Annotated in this window: 11 protein-coding genes and 3 pseudogenes; 5 read left to right on the top strand and 9 right to left on the bottom strand. The window is 55.3% G+C overall.

All coding sequences use genetic code 11. The annotated features are described in order from the left end of the window. Positions 1 to 97 precede the first annotated feature (97 nt). Genes yidC through rpmH form a run of 4 tightly spaced genes read right to left on the bottom strand, consistent with a single transcriptional unit; the run spans position 98 to position 2,726 of the window. Positions 98 to 1,795: a membrane protein insertase YidC gene (gene yidC / locus LN050_08565; GenBank protein ID UFS55831.1), complete on the bottom strand. Its 1,698-nt coding sequence runs from the start codon at positions 1,793 to 1,795 to the stop codon at positions 98 to 100. Continuing rightward, positions 1,792 to 2,076, bottom strand: a complete 285-nt coding sequence (gene yidD, locus LN050_08570) for a membrane protein insertion efficiency factor YidD (GenBank protein UFS57373.1) — start codon at positions 2,074 to 2,076, stop codon at positions 1,792 to 1,794. Before yidD ends, yidC begins: the two co-directional genes overlap by 4 nt. Positions 2,077 to 2,102: 26 nt before the next feature. Next, positions 2,103 to 2,543, bottom strand: a complete 441-nt coding sequence (locus tag LN050_08575; GenBank protein UFS55832.1) for a ribonuclease P protein component — start codon at positions 2,541 to 2,543, stop codon at positions 2,103 to 2,105. A 48-nt stretch (positions 2,544 to 2,591) separates the two neighbouring features. After that, the gene (gene rpmH / locus LN050_08580) at positions 2,592 to 2,726 is read right to left on the bottom strand and encodes a 50S ribosomal protein L34 (protein UFS55833.1); all 135 of its coding nucleotides are present in this window, start codon (positions 2,724 to 2,726) and stop codon (positions 2,592 to 2,594) included. A 302-nt stretch (positions 2,727 to 3,028) separates the two neighbouring features. On the opposite strand from rpmH, the gene dnaA reads away from it, so the two are divergent. The 4 genes from dnaA to yghU all read left to right on the top strand — a co-directional run bounded on the left by dnaA (position 3,029) and on the right by yghU (position 9,275). After that, a complete protein-coding gene (gene dnaA / locus LN050_08585) occupies positions 3,029 to 4,453 on the top strand; it encodes a chromosomal replication initiator protein DnaA (GenBank protein ID UFS55834.1) in 1,425 nt (474 codons plus the stop codon). 156 nt (positions 4,454 to 4,609) lie between these two features. Then, complete coding sequence (gene dnaN, locus LN050_08590) at positions 4,610 to 5,719, top strand: DNA polymerase III subunit beta (protein UFS55835.1); 1,110 nt, start codon at positions 4,610 to 4,612, stop codon at positions 5,717 to 5,719. Between the two features lie 135 nt (positions 5,720 to 5,854). After that, the gene (gene gyrB, locus LN050_08595) at positions 5,855 to 8,383 is read left to right on the top strand and encodes a DNA topoisomerase (ATP-hydrolyzing) subunit B (GenBank protein ID UFS55836.1); all 2,529 of its coding nucleotides are present in this window, start codon (positions 5,855 to 5,857) and stop codon (positions 8,381 to 8,383) included. Between the two features lie 10 nt (positions 8,384 to 8,393). Beyond that, positions 8,394 to 9,275: a glutathione-dependent disulfide-bond oxidoreductase gene (yghU, locus tag LN050_08600; protein ID UFS55837.1), complete on the top strand. Its 882-nt coding sequence runs from the start codon at positions 8,394 to 8,396 to the stop codon at positions 9,273 to 9,275. A 120-nt stretch (positions 9,276 to 9,395) separates the two neighbouring features. On the opposite strand, the gene LN050_08605 is transcribed toward yghU, so the two are convergent. Beyond that, positions 9,396 to 10,733 (bottom strand): purine permease, encoded by a 1,338-nt coding sequence (locus tag LN050_08605; protein ID UFS55838.1) that lies wholly within the window; start codon positions 10,731 to 10,733, stop codon positions 9,396 to 9,398. Between the two features lie 263 nt (positions 10,734 to 10,996). Here LN050_08605 and LN050_08610 point away from each other — a divergent pair, with 263 nt between their 5' ends. Beyond that, positions 10,997 to 11,770 carry a class II aldolase/adducin family protein gene (locus LN050_08610; protein ID UFS55839.1) on the top strand — a complete coding sequence of 258 codons (774 nt, stop codon included), beginning with the start codon at positions 10,997 to 10,999 and terminating at the stop codon, positions 11,768 to 11,770. 7 nt (positions 11,771 to 11,777) lie between these two features. Here the strand turns inward: LN050_08610 and LN050_08615 are convergent, their stop codons facing one another. The 4 genes and pseudogenes from LN050_08615 to LN050_08630 all read right to left on the bottom strand — a co-directional run bounded on the left by LN050_08615 (position 11,778) and on the right by LN050_08630 (position 16,128). Then, on the bottom strand, positions 11,778 to 12,788 hold the full coding sequence (locus tag LN050_08615) for a lipid A biosynthesis acyltransferase (protein ID UFS55840.1): 1,011 nt from the start codon (positions 12,786 to 12,788) through the stop codon (positions 11,778 to 11,780). A gap of 13 nt (positions 12,789 to 12,801) precedes the next feature. Continuing rightward, positions 12,802 to 14,287: pseudogene (locus LN050_08620) on the bottom strand (aldehyde dehydrogenase). Positions 14,288 to 14,319: 32 nt separating this feature from the next. After that, a pseudogene (locus tag LN050_08625) lies at positions 14,320 to 15,194 on the bottom strand (ABC transporter permease subunit). Further along, a pseudogene (locus LN050_08630) lies at positions 15,191 to 16,128 on the bottom strand (ABC transporter permease subunit). The pseudogenes LN050_08625 and LN050_08630 overlap by 4 nt, the downstream one beginning before the upstream one ends. Positions 16,129 to 16,133 lie beyond the last annotated feature (5 nt).

Consider the following 16,133-nt stretch of genomic DNA (forward strand, 5'->3'; position numbering starts at 1 on the left):
TTGAATCATTCAGTCAGTGGGTGTAGATTGCGCCGCATAAAAAAAGGCCGCCTACTGTGCAGCGGCGGCCTTTGCGTGCAGGCCTGTGGCCTGTTGGTTATTTGAAGCTAGGCAGCTTGAACTTCATCTCAACGCCCATCTTTTTATTAATGTGCCACTGCTGCACAATGGTCAGCGTGTTGTTAGTAATCCAGTACAACACCAAGCCGGCAGGGAAGAAGAAAAACATCACCGAGAAAGCCATGGGCATGATCCACATCAGCTTGGCTTGCAGCGCATCTGGCGGCGTTGGGTTGAGCGCCGTTTGCACGAAGGTGGTGGCCGTCATGATGATGGGCAAAATAAAGAATGGGTCTTTGGTCGACAGGTCGGAAATCCACAGCACCCATGGTGCGTTGCGCATTTCAACGCTGGACAACAGCACCCAGTACAGCGCAATAAACACTGGAATCTGCACCATGATGGGCAAGCAGCCACCCAGCGGGTTGACTTTTTCTTCGCGGTAAATGCGCATCATTTCCTGCTGCATTTGTTGTGGCTTGTCTTTCAAGCGCTCGCGCATTTCGGTAATGCGTGGACTCAGGGCCTTCATCTTGCCCATGCTTTGGTAGGCCTTGGCGTTGAGCCAGTAAAAGGCCGCCTTAATGACGACCACCAGCAACACAATGGCCCAGCCCCAGTTGCCTACAAGGCCGTGGATTTTGTCCAGCAACCAGTACAGCGGCTTGGCCAAAATAGTGACCCAGCCATAGTCCTTCACCAGCTCAAGGCCGGGGGTAATGGTCTCAAGCATGGTCTCTTGTTGCGGGCCTACAAACAAACGCGTTTGTATAGACTGGGTTTGGTCGGGTGCCACTGCGGGCAACGCGGCGCGGCTGCCTGCTGTGTAGATGCCGGATGGGAACTTGGCAACGTAGTTTTCACGCGCTTGGCCTTGGGGCAGTACCCAGGCGGTGGCAAAGTAGTGCTGCACCATGGCCACAAAACCAGAGCTGGCGTTCACCGCAAAGTCTGTTTCTTTTTTGGTGATGTCGTCAAAATCTACCTTTTGGTATTTTTGCTCGTCACTGTAAAAGGCCGGGCCTGTAAAGGTTTTGTAGAAGGGTGTTTCTGACTCAGCGCTTGAGCCATCGCGCGCCAATTGCACATACAACTGTGGCGACACGGTTTGGCCGCTGCTATTCAACACATCAAAACGCACGTCAAGCGTGTAGTCGCCGCGTTTGACGGTGTAGGTTTTAACGAGTTGCACGCCATTAACCATGTCTGACTCAAAGCGCACTTCCAAGCTGTCCTGGCCGTCTTGCAGTTGCGTCGCACCTACCACTGGCGTCATGCGGGTGGTGTGGTTGGGCATGGCACCCGTTAAACCGCTTTGCACGACATAGGTGTGCGCAGGCGTTTGTGTCAGCAAGGTCAGTGGCGTTTGCTCGCCTTTTTTGCCGCCCACGTCGGCCGCATGCTTTAGCAGCTGCGCACCTACCAGGTTACCGCCTACCGCGTCAAAGGTCAGGTCCAACACGTCTGAGGAGATTGTCAACAGCTCTTGAACAGCTGGCGCATTGGCACTGGGTACGGCTTGCGCAGCTTGGCCGTTGGCCGCTGCTGTTGCACTAGGCACAGTGCTGGTAGTCGCTGCAGTACCGGCCTCATTGGCTGACGTCGCCTGTTGGCTGGCGGTCGGCTGGCTAAAGAACATGGGCGCATTGCCGTTGTGAATCTGCCATTGGTCCCACAACATAACCAGGGAAATACCGAACACGGCCCATAGTAAAGAGCGACGAATTTCGTTCATGAGGATGACTTTTTTGTAGCGCGGGCAATAAGCCCAGTGAATAAACGGGGAGTGGGCATGCGCACAGACTCAGGTACTGGGTCGTGTCCGCCTTTGCACCATGGCTGACAGCGCAGCAGCCGCGAGGCCGTGAGCGCAGAGCCTACCACGGCACCGTGACGCTCGTAGGCTTCTATAGCGTACACAGAGCAGGTGGGCTCAAAGCGGCAGCTGTTGCCAAGCCAAGGGCTGAGCAGCAAACGGTAAGCTTTTACAAAGCCGACCAACAGGCGCCTGGGCACCTGCCATAGGTATTGCAATGCGGCTTTCACGGTGGCGTACCTGCCGGCGCTGCATCTGCCGGCTTGTGCGCAGCGCCACGTGTGAGCTTTAGCCCGTCAGTGGTGCAAAACGCAGCCATGTACGCCAGTTCTGCACGCACCGCTTCAGCCAATGGCTTGGACCATGCGCTGATGAACTGCTCACGCGAGAAGCTGCGCTTCAGGCGCACAACAAAGGCTGCATCCGGCAGCTGGGCGGCTTGCAGGCCAAACTGTGCGTAGATGTGGCGGCGCATGCCATTGCGTGTCACCGCGCGTTTCGCCCAGCGTTTGGGCAACACAACGCCAATGGCCGGCTCTATGGCCAGCCCTTGCACGCTGGCTACTGGAGCTGCGTGTAGTGCAAAGTGCGCGGTGTGCAGCACGGGCGATTTAGCCATTGCCGCTTGAAACTGCTTGGGCTTGGTCAGCCTTTGCAAGATAGACAAGGCTTTTGGTGCGCTTGTGCGAGCTTTTTGGGCTAAACAAGCCGAGGATTACAGGCCTAAACGCTTGCGACCCTTGGCGCGGCGAGCTGCAATAACCGCACGGCCGCCCTTTGTTTTCATGCGCACCAAGAAACCGTGGGTGCGTGCGCGACGAATTTTGGAGGGTTGATATGTACGCTTCATGATGACATCCGAGAGATTGAAAAAATTGCCGCTTGTGACGCGGGAAACCTAGCATTATCGCAAATTTTCCGGGCTTATCCAACTGTGTGGCACAAATGCTGGGCCTGGCCTGTAAAAATTAACGGTTCACATGGCACTTGCGCCACCAACCGGGCGCACAGTAAATCTGCAGCAAGCGCTGTGCATTGTGTCAAGAGTACAGACCCCGGGTTGTGGATAACTTTGTTTTGGCACTACAATTTGCGACCCATAAAGAATAACTATCCACAGGCCGACGGCGTGTGGCGCAACCGGCTTTTTGCATGTCAGATAACTCCATTTCCACAATTGCCCCGACTGAATGGGCGCAACAATTGTGGCCCAGCTGCGTTGATTTTTTAGCGCAGCAAATCCCTGATCAGCAGTTCAACACCTGGATTCGCCCGCTGGCAGCGGCCGTCAGCACAGAGCCGTTACAGGTCACTTTGCAAGTCGCCAATCGCTTCAAACTAGACTGGATTCGCAGCCAGTACGTTCAAAAAATAAGCGCCGTACTAAGCCAGCTAGCTGGTCAGGATGTGGTGGTTGAGTTAGCACTCACTCCGCGTCAATCTCCCAAATTGTCTAGCTCTTCTGCTCGAGCCTTTGCGCACAGTCAAGCGAGCAATGATGTCTTGGCAGAGGGTCTAGACGTGCCCAGCGTGCACACATTGCCCGATGACGGCCACAAGAGCCGATTAAACCCAGCACTCACTTTTGACACCCTGGTTGAGGGTAGCGCCAACCGCATGGCACGCGCTGCAGCCATGCACGTGGCCAGCCAGTTGGGGCAGCTGTACAACCCCTTGTTCATCTACGGCGGCGTGGGTTTGGGCAAGACGCACTTGATGCACGCCATAGGCAATCATTTGATTGCAGATCAGGCCAATGCCAAAGTTCTCTACATACACGCCGAGCAGTTTGTGTCGGATGTGGTTAAAGCCTACCAGCGCAAGGCATTTGACGAGTTCAAGGCCCGCTACCACTCGCTTGATTTGTTGCTGATTGACGATGTGCAGTTTTTTGCCAACAAGGAGCGCACGCAAGAGGAGTTCTTCAACGCGTTTGAGGCGTTGCTGGCCAAAAAATCACACATTGTGATGACCAGCGACACCTATCCCAAAGGTTTGGCCGACATACACGAGCGCTTGGTGTCTCGCTTTGACTCTGGGCTAACCGTTGCGATAGAACCTCCAGAGCTGGAGATGCGCGTTGCCATTTTGATCAACAAGGCGGCGGCAGAAGGTGCCAACATGCCTGAGGATGTGGCGTTTTTTGTTGCCAAAAACGTGCGCTCCAACGTGCGCGAGCTTGAAGGCGCGCTGCGCAAGATTTTGGCGTACTCACGGTTCAACCAGAAAGACATTTCGATTGTGCTGGCCAAAGAGGCTTTGCGCGACTTGTTGTCCATACAAAACCGACAAGTGTCAGTGGAGAACATACAGAAAACGGTGGCTGATTTTTACAAAATCAAAGTCGCCGACATGTACTCCAAGAAGCGCCCTGCCAACATTGCCAGACCCAGGCAAATTGCCATGTACCTGGCCAAGGAGCTCACCCAGAAAAGTTTGCCCGAAATTGGCGAGCTATTCGGCGGGCGGGACCACACCACGGTACTGCACGCCGTGCGCAAAATGGCGTCTGAGCGGGGCCAAAACACCGAACTCAACCAGCAGCTGCACGTGCTGGAGCAAACGCTTAAAGGCTAGGCACTGTGCTGCCACTGAACAGCACTAAAAATGCAGCAAAAAGCCACTGAAATCAAGGCTGGCAGGGCAAATTAGGGCAAAAACAAGCGAAAATAGCAGGTTAGCGAAATTGCCAAGCGCCAAATGCGTTTGCGTGAACTCACATAAGGATTTCTGATGATTGTTTTCAAGTCAACCCAGGACACGGTGTTGGCCTCATTGCAGGCTGTAGCGGGTATTGTCGAGCGGCGTCAAACGCTGCCTATTCTGGCCAACGTGATGTTGCAAAAAGTAGGCGGTAACGTCACGCTCACCACCAGTGACTTGGAAATTCAAATTCGCACACAGGCTGAGCTTGGCGGCGACGAAGGCGAGTTCGCCACCACTGTTGGCGCACGCAAAGTCATTGACATCTTGCGCACCATGCCAGCCGACCAGACCGTTAGCCTTGAAGCCAACGCAGGCAAGCTGGTGCTCAAGGGCGGCAAGAGCCGCTTTACGCTGCAAAGCCAACCTGCAGCAGACTTCCCGCTGGTGCAAGAGGCGGCCAACTTTGGCCCCGTGTTCAGCGTGCCACAGCAAACGCTTAAAGGCCTGATGAGCCGCGTGGCCTTCTCCATGGCTGTGCACGACATTCGCTACTACCTCAACGGTATTTTGTTTGTGGCTGAAGGCACCACACTCAGCTTGGTAGCCACAGACGGTCACCGCTTGGCTTTTGCCAGCGCCACCCTGGACGAGGCCGTGCCCAACAAGCAGGAAGTGATTTTGCCGCGCAAAACTGTGTTGGAGTTGCAGCGTTTGCTCAGCGACAAAGAGGGCACCATCAACATGCAGTTCGCAGGCAACCAAGCCAAGTTTGCATTTGATGGCATGGAGTTTGTCACCAAGTTGGTGGAGGGCAAGTTCCCAGACTACAACCGTGTCATACCGCGCAACCACACCAACGAAATTATTCTGGGCCGCCAGACCCTGTTGGCCACGCTGCAGCGCACGGCCATCATGACCTCAGACAAGTTCAAAGGTGTGCGTCTCAACATTGAGCCCGGCGTGTTGCGCGTGGCGTCCAGCAACGCCGAGCAAGAAGAAGCCACTGACGAGCTGGACATTGACTACGGCGGCGACGCCATTGAAATTGGCTTTAACGTGACGTACCTAATGGACGTGTTGGCCAACATGAGCCAAGACATGGTGCGCTTAAGCCTGTCTGACGGCAACAGCTCCGCGCTCATCACACTGCCTGACAGCGACGACTTCAAGTACGTTGTCATGCCCATGCGCATTTAGGCCAATTCACCACTTGCCTGTGGTGCCAGCAGTGCGCCGCAGGCCACTGCCCCCTCAGCGCAACTGCGCACTGGTTGGGCGGCAAGCAGCCCTAGCTGCCAACGCCGTGCCAACTGCAAAGAAAAAGATAGATAAATGACCCAGGACTCGACGCCACCAACACCCACACCAGATTTAGACGCTTACGGTGCGGGCTCTATTCAAATTCTTGAAGGCTTGGAAGCCGTACGCAAACGCCCAGGTATGTACATTGGTGATACATCAGACGGCACTGGCTTGCACCACCTGGTATTTGAGGTGGTGGACAACTCCATTGACGAGGCACTGGCTGGACACTGCGATGACATCGTGGTCACCATACACTCTGACAACTCCATCTCAGTGGTTGATAACGGGCGCGGCATTCCAACCGACGTCAAAATGGACGACAAGCACGAGCCCAAGCGCAGTGCTTGTGAGATTGCGCTGACCGAGTTGCACGCTGGCGGCAAGTTCAACCAGAACAGTTACAAAGTCTCTGGAGGCCTGCACGGTGTGGGCGTGTCTTGTGTCAACGGCTTGTCTGTTTGGCTGCGCCTGACCATTCGACGCAACGGCAAGGTACACAGCGCCGAATTTGCCCGCGGCGTGCTACAAAACCGCGATATCGAATTGGTGGACGGCGTAGAGACTTCACCCATCAAGGTTACCGGCAAGACAGACAAGCGCGGCACCGAAGTGCACTTTTTGCCAGATACAGAGATCTTTCAGCAAAACAACGACTTCCATTACGACATTTTGGCCAAGCGCTTGCGCGAGCTGAGCTTCTTGAACAATGGTGTGCGCATTCAGCTCAAAGATGAACGCACGGGCAAGGAAGACGACTTCTCAGGCGCAGGTGGTGTGCAGGGCTTTGTTGAGTTCATCAACACCAGCAAAACGGTGTTACACCCCAACGTGTTTCACGCCATGGGCGACCGCGATAGCGACCAGGGTACCAACGTGGGCGTGGAAGTCGCCATGCAGTGGAACAGCGGCTTTAACGAGCAAGTGCTGTGCTTTACCAACAACATCCCACAGCGCGATGGCGGTACGCACCTGACCGGTTTGCGCGCTGCCATGACCCGCGTCATCAGCAAATACATCACCGAAAACGAGTTGGCCAAAAAAGCCAAGGTTGAAGTCACAGGTGACGACATGCGCGAAGGCTTGTGCTGCGTGTTGTCGGTCAAAGTGCCTGAGCCCAAGTTTTCCAGCCAGACCAAAGACAAGTTGGTGTCCAGCGAAGTGCGCGGTCCAGTCGAGGACATTGTGAGCCGCTTGCTGGCCGACTACCTGCAAGAGCGCCCCAACGACGCCAAAACCATTTGCGGCAAGATTATTGAAGCCGCGCGTGCCCGTGAAGCCGCGCGCAAAGCCCGCGATATGACGCGTCGCAAAGGCGTTCTTGACGGCATGGGCATGCCAGGCAAGCTGGCCGACTGCCAAGAAAAAGACCCGGCGCTGTGCGAAATTTACCTGGTGGAGGGCGACTCTGCGGGTGGCTCAGCCAAGCAGGGTCGTGACCGCAAGTTTCAAGCGATTTTGCCATTGCGCGGCAAAATCCTGAACGTTGAAAAGGCACGCTACGAAAAGCTGCTGACCAGCAACGAAATTCTCACGCTCATCACTGCACTGGGTACAGGCATTGGCAAAGTGAGCGCGGGCGATGGCAAGAGCAACTCTGACGACTTCAACCCAGACAAGCTGCGCTACCACCGCATCATCATCATGACCGACGCGGACGTGGATGGCGCGCACATTCGCACGCTGCTGCTCACGCTGTTCTACCGCCAAATGCCTGAGCTGGTTGAGCGCGGCCACATCTACATTGCGCAGCCGCCTCTTTACAAGGTAAAGGCAGGCAAAGAAGAGCAATACCTCAAAGACGGTGCTGCACTGGACGGCTTTTTGCTGCGCATTGCATTGCGCGATGCGACCGTACACACAGGCGGGGCCAACAGCCGCACCCTGGTAGGCGACGAGCTCACAGAGTTGGCGCGCATTCACCAGGAAGCACAAGCTGTCGTGGCGCGTTTGTCCATGTTTATGGATAGAGATGCACTAGAGGCAATTGCTGACGGCGTGGAAATCAAGCTGGAAACACTTGAAGGCGCACAAAGCAGTGCAGCCCTGTTGCAAACCAAACTGCAAGATGCCACCGCCACTGGCGAGTTTGACGCGCGCAGTGACAAGCCCTTTATCCGCATCAGCCGCCAACACCACGGCAACACTCGCGCCAGCGCCATCACGCAAGATTTTGTGCATGGTGCGGACTACGCCCGCTTAAGCCAGGCAGCGCAAACGCTTAAAGGTCTTCTAAGCGAAGGTGCCAGCGTTACGCGCGGCGAAGGTGAGCGTCAAAAAAGCACCACCACGGGTGACTTCCGTGAAGCCATGGAGTGGCTATTGGCTCAGGCCAACAGCGCGACCAGCCGACAGCGCTACAAGGGCTTGGGCGAGATGAACCCCTCCCAACTGTGGGAAACCACCATGGACCCAGCGGTGCGACGCCTGCTTCAAGTACGCATCGAAGACATGATTGAAGCCGACAAGGTCTTCACCATGCTAATGGGTGACGAGGTGGAGCCACGGCGCATCTTCATTGAGACCAACGCTTTGCGTGCTGGCAATATTGACGTTTGAACAAAGCCAGATGACACACACTACCGACTACACACCGCCCAAGGTTTGGACTTTTGACGCCGCCAATGGTGGACAGTTTGCCAATATCAACCGCCCGGTAGCCGGTGCAACGCACGACAAAGAGCTGCCGGTTGGCAAACACCCGCTTCAGGTGTACTCACTGGCCACGCCCAATGGTGTGAAGGTCACGGTGATGCTGGAAGAGTTGCTGGAGCTTGGTCACACCGGTGCCGAGTACGACGCGTGGCTTGTTCGTATCAACGAGGGACAGCAGTTTGGCAGTGGCTTTGTAGCAGCCAACCCCAACTCCAAAATACCCGCACTGGTTGACCACAGCGCCGACCAGCCTATCTGTGTATTTGAGTCTGGCGCGATATTGCAATATTTGGCCGAGAAGTTTGGCGCGTTTTTACCCACTGCAGGTGCTGAGCGTGCAGCATGTTTGTCCTGGTTGTTTTGGCAAATGGGTAGCGCGCCGTTTTTGGGTGGTGGCTTTGGCCATTTTTACGCCTACGCACCGGCCAAGTTTGAATACCCCATCAACCGCTACGCCATGGAAGTGAAACGCCAATTGGACGTGCTAGACCGCCAGCTGGCACAGCACCGCTATGTTGCAGGTGACGAATACACCGTGGCCGATATAGCGATATGGCCCTGGTACGGCGCCATGGTCAAAGGCCAGTTATACGAGGCCGGTGAGTTTTTAAGCGTGCATGAGTACACCAACGTGTTGCGCTGGACAGATGAGATTGCACAACGCCCTGCTGTACAACGCGGACGCAAAGTTAACCGCGCATGGGGTGAGCCCTCTAGCCAGCTGCATGAGCGGCACGACGCCAGTGACTTTGATACGCAAACGCAGGACAAGATTGGCAAACCCGAGACCACATAACAATCATGGCGTTGCCGGCTTTAGTGTCGGCTCATCCCACTGACCACACGAAAAAGCCCCGCCACAGTCGCCTGTGCGGGGCTTTTTACCAGCGCCGTTTACCGACGCCAGCACATCACATTACTCGGCGGTATCGCCGTCAATCTTGGGCAACAGCATGTGCAACAAGATCGCCAGGAAGGCCACTGGCAACAAGCCGGTTACCAGCAAGTTCTTCAAGTCAACAGGCAAATACTGCAAGGCCTCTGGCACGGCTTTCAAACCCAAGCCTACAGACAGAGACACCGCAAAAATCAGCATATTGCGCTGATTCCACTTGACGTCTGCCAACATGGACAAACCAGCGGCAGCGACCATACCAAACATCACAATCACGCCACCACCCAATACAGCGATAGGCATAGAAGCCACCAATGCGCCAATTTTGGGGATCAAGCCACACAGGATCAGGAAACAAGCGCCCAGTGTCACCACAAAGCGGCTCATCACACCAGTGATGGCGATCAAGCCAACGTTTTGGCTGAATGAGGTGTTGGGCAAACCGCCAAACACGCCTGCTACCGCGGTACCCAAGCCGTCGGCATAGGTAGCGCCCTGCAGCTCTTTTTCTGTGGCTTCACGACCAGCACCACCCTTGGTAATACCTGATACATCGCCCACGGTTTCGATGGCCGACACCACTGCCATGGCACACATGCCCACCACAGCTGCAATGTTGAACTCAAAACCATACTTGAATGGCACGGGCACCTCAAACCAGCCTGCTCTTGCCACGCCGCCAAAGTTCACCATGCCCATGGCAACGCCGCACAAGTAGCCCGCCAAAATACCGATTAGCACGGCAGCAGAGGCCAACACGCCCTTGACGTAAAACTTGACGCCCAGGGTGACCACGATCACCACCATGGCCAGCAGCCAGTGGTCAAAACCACCAAAGCCTGGCTTGCCCTTCAGGGGCACGCCACCTGCGGCGTATTCAATACCAACCGGGATTAGCGACAAACCAATGGTGAGTACCACCAAACCGGTTACCAGTGGTGGAAACCAGTGGCGAATCTTGCCAATCACGCGGCCCAAGAAGAAGTGGAAGATACCGCCCACCACAATACCGCCAAACAAGGCACCCATACCAGCGGTCTTAACGACTGGGATCATGATTGGAATGAACGCAAAGCTGGTACCTTGCATGATGGGCAAGCGCGCGCCAACTGGGCCAAAGCCTATTGTTTGAAACAAGGTCGCAATGCCGGCAAACAGCATGGACATTTGAATCAAAAACACCAAATCAGGCGAACCAAAACTGTAGCCTGCTGCCAGGCCCACAATGATGGCCGGTGTGAAGTTGGACACAAACATGGCCAACACGTGCTGAATGCCCAGGGGCACAGCTTGTGACAGCGGGGGTACGAAGTCGGGGTCACGCAGCTTTTCAGCCAACGTAGTTGCGTCATTGCTCATGGGTAGAGGGCTCCTTGTTATCAAACTAAACGGCGTACTTTGTATACACTTTTACAGTAACGAACTGTAGAGCCTCAAAGTCTTGGCGTCCATAGGGTCTGCCCTAGTATCGTTGCAACTTCTGCAAATAATTACGACCAGGGTGACAAGAGAATAACAAAATGCCAGCGTGCAAGTCGCACCAGTGACGGCATCAGGTTTGGTTTGGCGCCATGCTGTTGCCTGATACATTGCACAACAAGCATCCACCACCCAGGACCAGCATGACTGCACACGCACCCTTACCTATTCAGTCGCTAAAAGACCAATGCAGTGCGCAAGAATGGGCTTTGCGCTGTGACCTGGCCGCCGCCTACAGACTGGTTGCAGCCTATGGCTGGAGCGACTTGGTGTTCACACACATTTCAGCGCGTGTGCCAGGGCCTGAGCACCACTTTCTCATCAACCCTTATGGCTTGATGTTTGATGAGATCACCGCATCGTCGCTGATAAAAGTAGACGCGCAGTGCACCATCCTGTCGCCCACTCACTTTCCAGTCAATCCCGCAGGGTTCACGATACACAGCGCCATACACGAAGCCAGACCAGATGTGGGCTGCGTGCTGCACACGCACACCAAGGCCGGTGTCGCCGTTAGTGCACAAGCAGGTGGCATTCGCCCTATTTCACAGCAGTCGACATTTGTGCTGGCCTCGTTGGCCACACACGATTACGAGGGCGTGGCCTTGCGCGATGATGAAATTCCACGCCTGCAAGCCAATTTGGGAGATAAACAGTTTTTGCTGTTGCACAACCACGGCCTGTTGACTGTAGGCAGCAGCGTGGCCTCGGCGTTTTTAAACATGTACTTGTTTGAAAGCACGTGCCAAATTCAAATTGGCGCACAAGCCAGTGGCGCATTGCGCGAGTTGGACCAGTCCTTGATAAAAGCCAATGCGGCCATCATGCAACAAGCCACTGCTGGCCAAGGCCCTGCAATTGCCTGGCCTGCGCTGCTGCGCAAGCTGGATCGCATGGGGGCTGACTACGCGGTTTAATCCCGTTTTAGTACAGCGGCGCCTCGCCGTCGGGGCGCGTTTTAAAGCGCTTATGTACCCAGTAATACTGGTGCGGCATGGTCTGAACCATAGCTTGCAGGTAGATGTTCATGGTGGCAGCGTCTGCGGCATGATCGCCTGTGGGGTAGTTGGTCCAAGGCTTGCCTATGTGCACCTCGTAGCCAGCGCTGGTCATGCGCGTGGTCACAGGCGTCACGCCGGTTTTGCCCATGGCAGCCATGCGCGGCAACGATGTGACTGTGGCGGCACTCACCCCAAAAAACGGTGCAAACACAGCATCGCGCGCGCCCAAGTCCATGTCGGGCAACAAGTACAGTGCCGCACCACCTCGCAACACTTGCACAATAGACTTGCCCAAGCTTTGTCGCGCCAACAAGGCGGGTTTGCCAAAACGCGCTCGTCCGGCCACTATCCAGGCGTCTAGGCGCGGCTTGTTTTGCTTGGCATAAATGGTGGCAAATGACCGCGGTACGTGGACATTTAACGCAGTCCACCCCGCATCTAGACCAACAAAATGAGGCGCAAACAACACCTGCGCGCGCTCGGTGTTATCCGTCAGGTGCTGCCAGTCACCTTTTAACTGCAGCCGTTGGGCCACCACCGCAGGTGCGCCGTGCCATAACCAGGCACGGTCAAGCAAGGACTGGCTAAACGCTACAAACACTTCCCGCCCCAAGCGCTTGCGCTGTGCAGCTGTGCGCTCAGGAAAACACAATGCCAAGTTCACCGCCACAATGCGGCGGCGCTTGCCAGCAACGGCATACAACAAATAGCCCGCCGCCCTGCCCACGCCGCGCAGCAAAGGCAATGGCAAGGGCGCCAACACCCTTGCCCACAATGGACCCATGGCTTGGTCCAAGCTGGTGTCTACGTCTTCGCTGTTGATATCGCCACCCACAGCCAAGGCTTCGTCTGCACTGGAAGCTGCTGGCACAGCCTGTGTGTCAGTGGGCAACAGTTCGCCGCCTGTATGGTTGTTTGAAGTGGGCTGCGTCACGTGCGGCAAGTCTTTACAGTGCGCTGTCGATACGAATCCAAGTGGTCTTGGTTTCTGTGTATTTGTCAACCGCGTGCAAAGACTTGTCACGCCCAATGCCGCTTTGCTTAAAGCCGCCAAAGGGTACGGTAATGTCGTCTTCATCGTATTGGTTTACATGCGGTACCGGCACGCAAGGCGCGCGCCACGCTGTGCGCCTTGTTGATATCGGCGGTCCATACACCCGCTTGCAAGCCGTAAACGGTTTGGTTGGCTATTTGTACGGCTTGGGCTGCATCGTCAAAACCAAGTACGGATAACACCGGACCAAAAATTTCCTCACGTGCAATCACCATGTCATTGGTCACACCTGCAAACACTGTGGGCTGTACATAGTATCCGCCTGTGTCTGTCATCGCTTGCTCACCACCGGCTAACAAGGTGGCACCACCGGCTTTGCCTTTGTCAATATAGCCCAGTACGGTGTTCATTTGCGTTTGGTCTACCAGCGCGCCCATGACTGTTTCCTTGTCAAGCGGGTTACCGGGCGCATACTGCGGCACCAACGCCAGGGCTTTTTCTAAAAACGTATCCATGATGGAGCGCTGTACCAGCAGCCGCGATGGCGCGTTACAGCTTTCACCTTGATTAAAGAAAATGCTTGCAACGGCACTGGCCACTGCCTTGTCCAGGTCTGGGCAGTCTGCAAACACAATGTTGGGTGACTTGCCGCCCAACTCTGTCCACGCACGCTTTAGGTTGCTTTGACCAGCCATGACGTGTATTTGTTTGCCCACGCGGGTGGAGCCGGTAAAAGCAATACAGTCCACATCCATGTGCAAGGCCAGCGGCGAACCTGCCTCTGGACCAAAGCCGGGCACCACGTTGAACACGCCTTCTGGCACGCCTGCCTCCATGGCCAGTTCCGCCATGCGCATGGCGGTGAGTGGAGATTTTTCACTGGGCTTTAACACCACACTATTGCCCGCAGCCAAGGCTGGTGCAATTTTCCATGACGCCATGATCATGGGGTAATTCCACGGCACGATGACGCCCACCACGCCCACAGGCTCTCGTGTGATCAGCGCCAAAGCAGTCGATGCTGTGGGTGCTATTTCGTCGTACAGCTTGTCTATGGCCTCACCGTACCAGCGTACACAGTTGGCTGCAGCATTCACATCCACACTGCGCGCATATTGAATGGGCTTGCCCATGTCCAGCGTTTCAGTGAGTGCCAGCTCGTCGCCGTGCGCGAGCAGCAAATCGGCAAACTTGATCATGATGCGCTTGCGCGCAGCCGGTGCCATGCCGCTCCAGCGTTTGTCGTCAAAGGCTTGACGTGCACTGGCTACAGCTGCGTCTATGTCTGGTGCAGCGCAACGGGCTACTTGGGTGAGCACGCGCGCATCTACAGGGGACACATTGTCAAACAACTGGCCATCTTTAGCGTGCACGCGTTGCCCGCCTATAAACGCACGACCATCAAACTGCATGCCTTTTAGTAGTTGTTCTGACGTCATTGCGGCCTCCTTGCGCTTACTGTTTTTGTTTGTTACTGGTGTGCCTGGCGAATCACGGCTTGCATCTCACGCTCTCGTTGGCGTTGCGCCCTGGCCACCCAAATGCTGTAGCTCACGATGACGATGGTGACCGTCACAATCAGCAGCGTGGCAGCGGCGTACACACCGTTGGGTTGATGCCTCTGCGTGCATAGGTAAAAATGGCTTGCGGCAATGTGGTCACACCCGGGCCAGACAAAAACTCAGAGATCACCACGTCGTCAAACGACAAGGTGAAGGTGAGCAACCAGGCGGAAATCATGGCTGGTGCAATATTGGGCAATGTCACCAGGAAAAAAACCTGCGCCGGGCGGCAACCCAAGTCCATGGCGGCTTCTTCAATAGACCTGTCCATTTCGCGCAAGCGCGACTGAATGACTACCATGGCATAGGCCATGCCCATTAGCGTGTGGCCAAACACAATGGTGATGAAACCGCGGTCTGGCCACCCAATGCCAAACCAGGATTCTGTCGTGCGCTGCACAGCCACCATCATCAGCAACAAGCTCAGGCCAATAATCACCTCTGGCATCACCAGTGGCGCGTTGATCATGCCTGAGAACATGGTGCGACCTTTGAAGCGTGTGTAACGCACCAACACAAAGGCGGCAAATGTACCCAGCACCGCAGACAAGGTGCCAGTCGTCAGCGCAACTTTCAGCGACAACCAAAAGCCATCAATCAGCCGGCCGTCATTCATCAACGCCTCATACCAGCGCAGTGAAAAGCCTGTAAAGCGTGCGTCCTGTCGCGTGCTGTTGAATGAGAAGAATATTAAAAACGCCAGGGGCAAATACAAAAAAGCAAACACGCTGGTCATCCAGATCCAGCCGGTGTTTTTAAAGATGGCTGACATCACACGCTTCATACCCGGCCCTCGTCAGCTTGCGCTTGGCGCTCACCGCTGTAGTGGTAATACAAGGCCAGCGGCACCAGTATCAGCAAAATCATGATGGCGGCCAATGCAGAGGCGCGCGGCCAGTTGTTGGAACTGAACATCTCGTCCCACACCACGCGGCCAATCATCAGGTTGTCGGCGCCGCCCAACAAAGACGGAATGACAAACTCGCCCACGCTGGGAATAAACACCAACATGGAGCCCGCGACAATACCCGCCTTGGATAAAGGCACCGTAATCAGCCAAAACGCCTTAAGCGGGCCCGCACCCAGATCGTAGGCAGCCTCCAATAAACGGTAATCCATTTTGACCAGGGTGGCATACAGCGGCAACACCATAAACGGCAAATACACATAAGTCATGCCGACCAACATGGACACGTCGGTGTACAACATGTGAATGGGCTCATTGGTCACACCCAAAAACATGAAAAGCCTATTCAGTACACCGTTGTCGGCCAATATGCCCTTCCAGGCGTACACGCGCAGCAAAAAGCTGGTCCAGAACGGCAGCATGATCATCATCAACAAGGCCGGGCGTATGCGCTCTGGACTGCGCGCAATAAAGTAGGCAAACGGATAGCCAATAACCACGCAAAACAGCGTGGTGAGTGCTGCATAGCGCAGAGAGGTGGCATAGGCCTCTATGTAAATGGTGGTCTCGCCTGGCGTTTGTACGTTCCAAAAAATGGACGCATAGTTGGCCAACTTGAGCTTTAGCGTAGCACGCCATCTTGCAGCACGGCCAATGGCACAAACGGGTCTACGCCGCCGCCCATGTCTGTCACGCTGATGCGCAACAAGATTAAAAACGGTAAAGCAAAAAATACCAGCAGCCAGACGTAAGGCACGCCAATCACACCACGCTTGCCGACCCCGCCCAATAGTTGCCACAAATAAGTCATTGCCG

The sequence above is a fragment of the Comamonadaceae bacterium M7527 genome (assembly GCA_021044545.1).
Lineage (GTDB): Bacteria > Pseudomonadota > Gammaproteobacteria > Burkholderiales > Burkholderiaceae_C > RS62.

Coding starts and splice junctions, on each gene's coding strand:
- yidC (UFS55831.1), bottom strand. CDS start 1,795: ATGAACGAAATTCGTCGCTCTTTACTATGGGCCGTGTTCGGTATTTCC.
- rpmH (UFS55833.1), bottom strand. CDS start 2,726: ATGAAGCGTACATATCAACCCTCCAAAATTCGTCGCGCACGCACCCAC.
- dnaA (UFS55834.1), top strand. CDS start 3,029: ATGTCAGATAACTCCATTTCCACAATTGCCCCGACTGAATGGGCGCAA.
- dnaN (UFS55835.1), top strand. CDS start 4,610: ATGATTGTTTTCAAGTCAACCCAGGACACGGTGTTGGCCTCATTGCAG.
- gyrB (UFS55836.1), top strand. CDS start 5,855: ATGACCCAGGACTCGACGCCACCAACACCCACACCAGATTTAGACGCT.
- yghU (UFS55837.1), top strand. CDS start 8,394: ATGACACACACTACCGACTACACACCGCCCAAGGTTTGGACTTTTGAC.
- LN050_08605 (UFS55838.1), bottom strand. CDS start 10,733: ATGAGCAATGACGCAACTACGTTGGCTGAAAAGCTGCGTGACCCCGAC.
- LN050_08610 (UFS55839.1), top strand. CDS start 10,997: ATGACTGCACACGCACCCTTACCTATTCAGTCGCTAAAAGACCAATGC.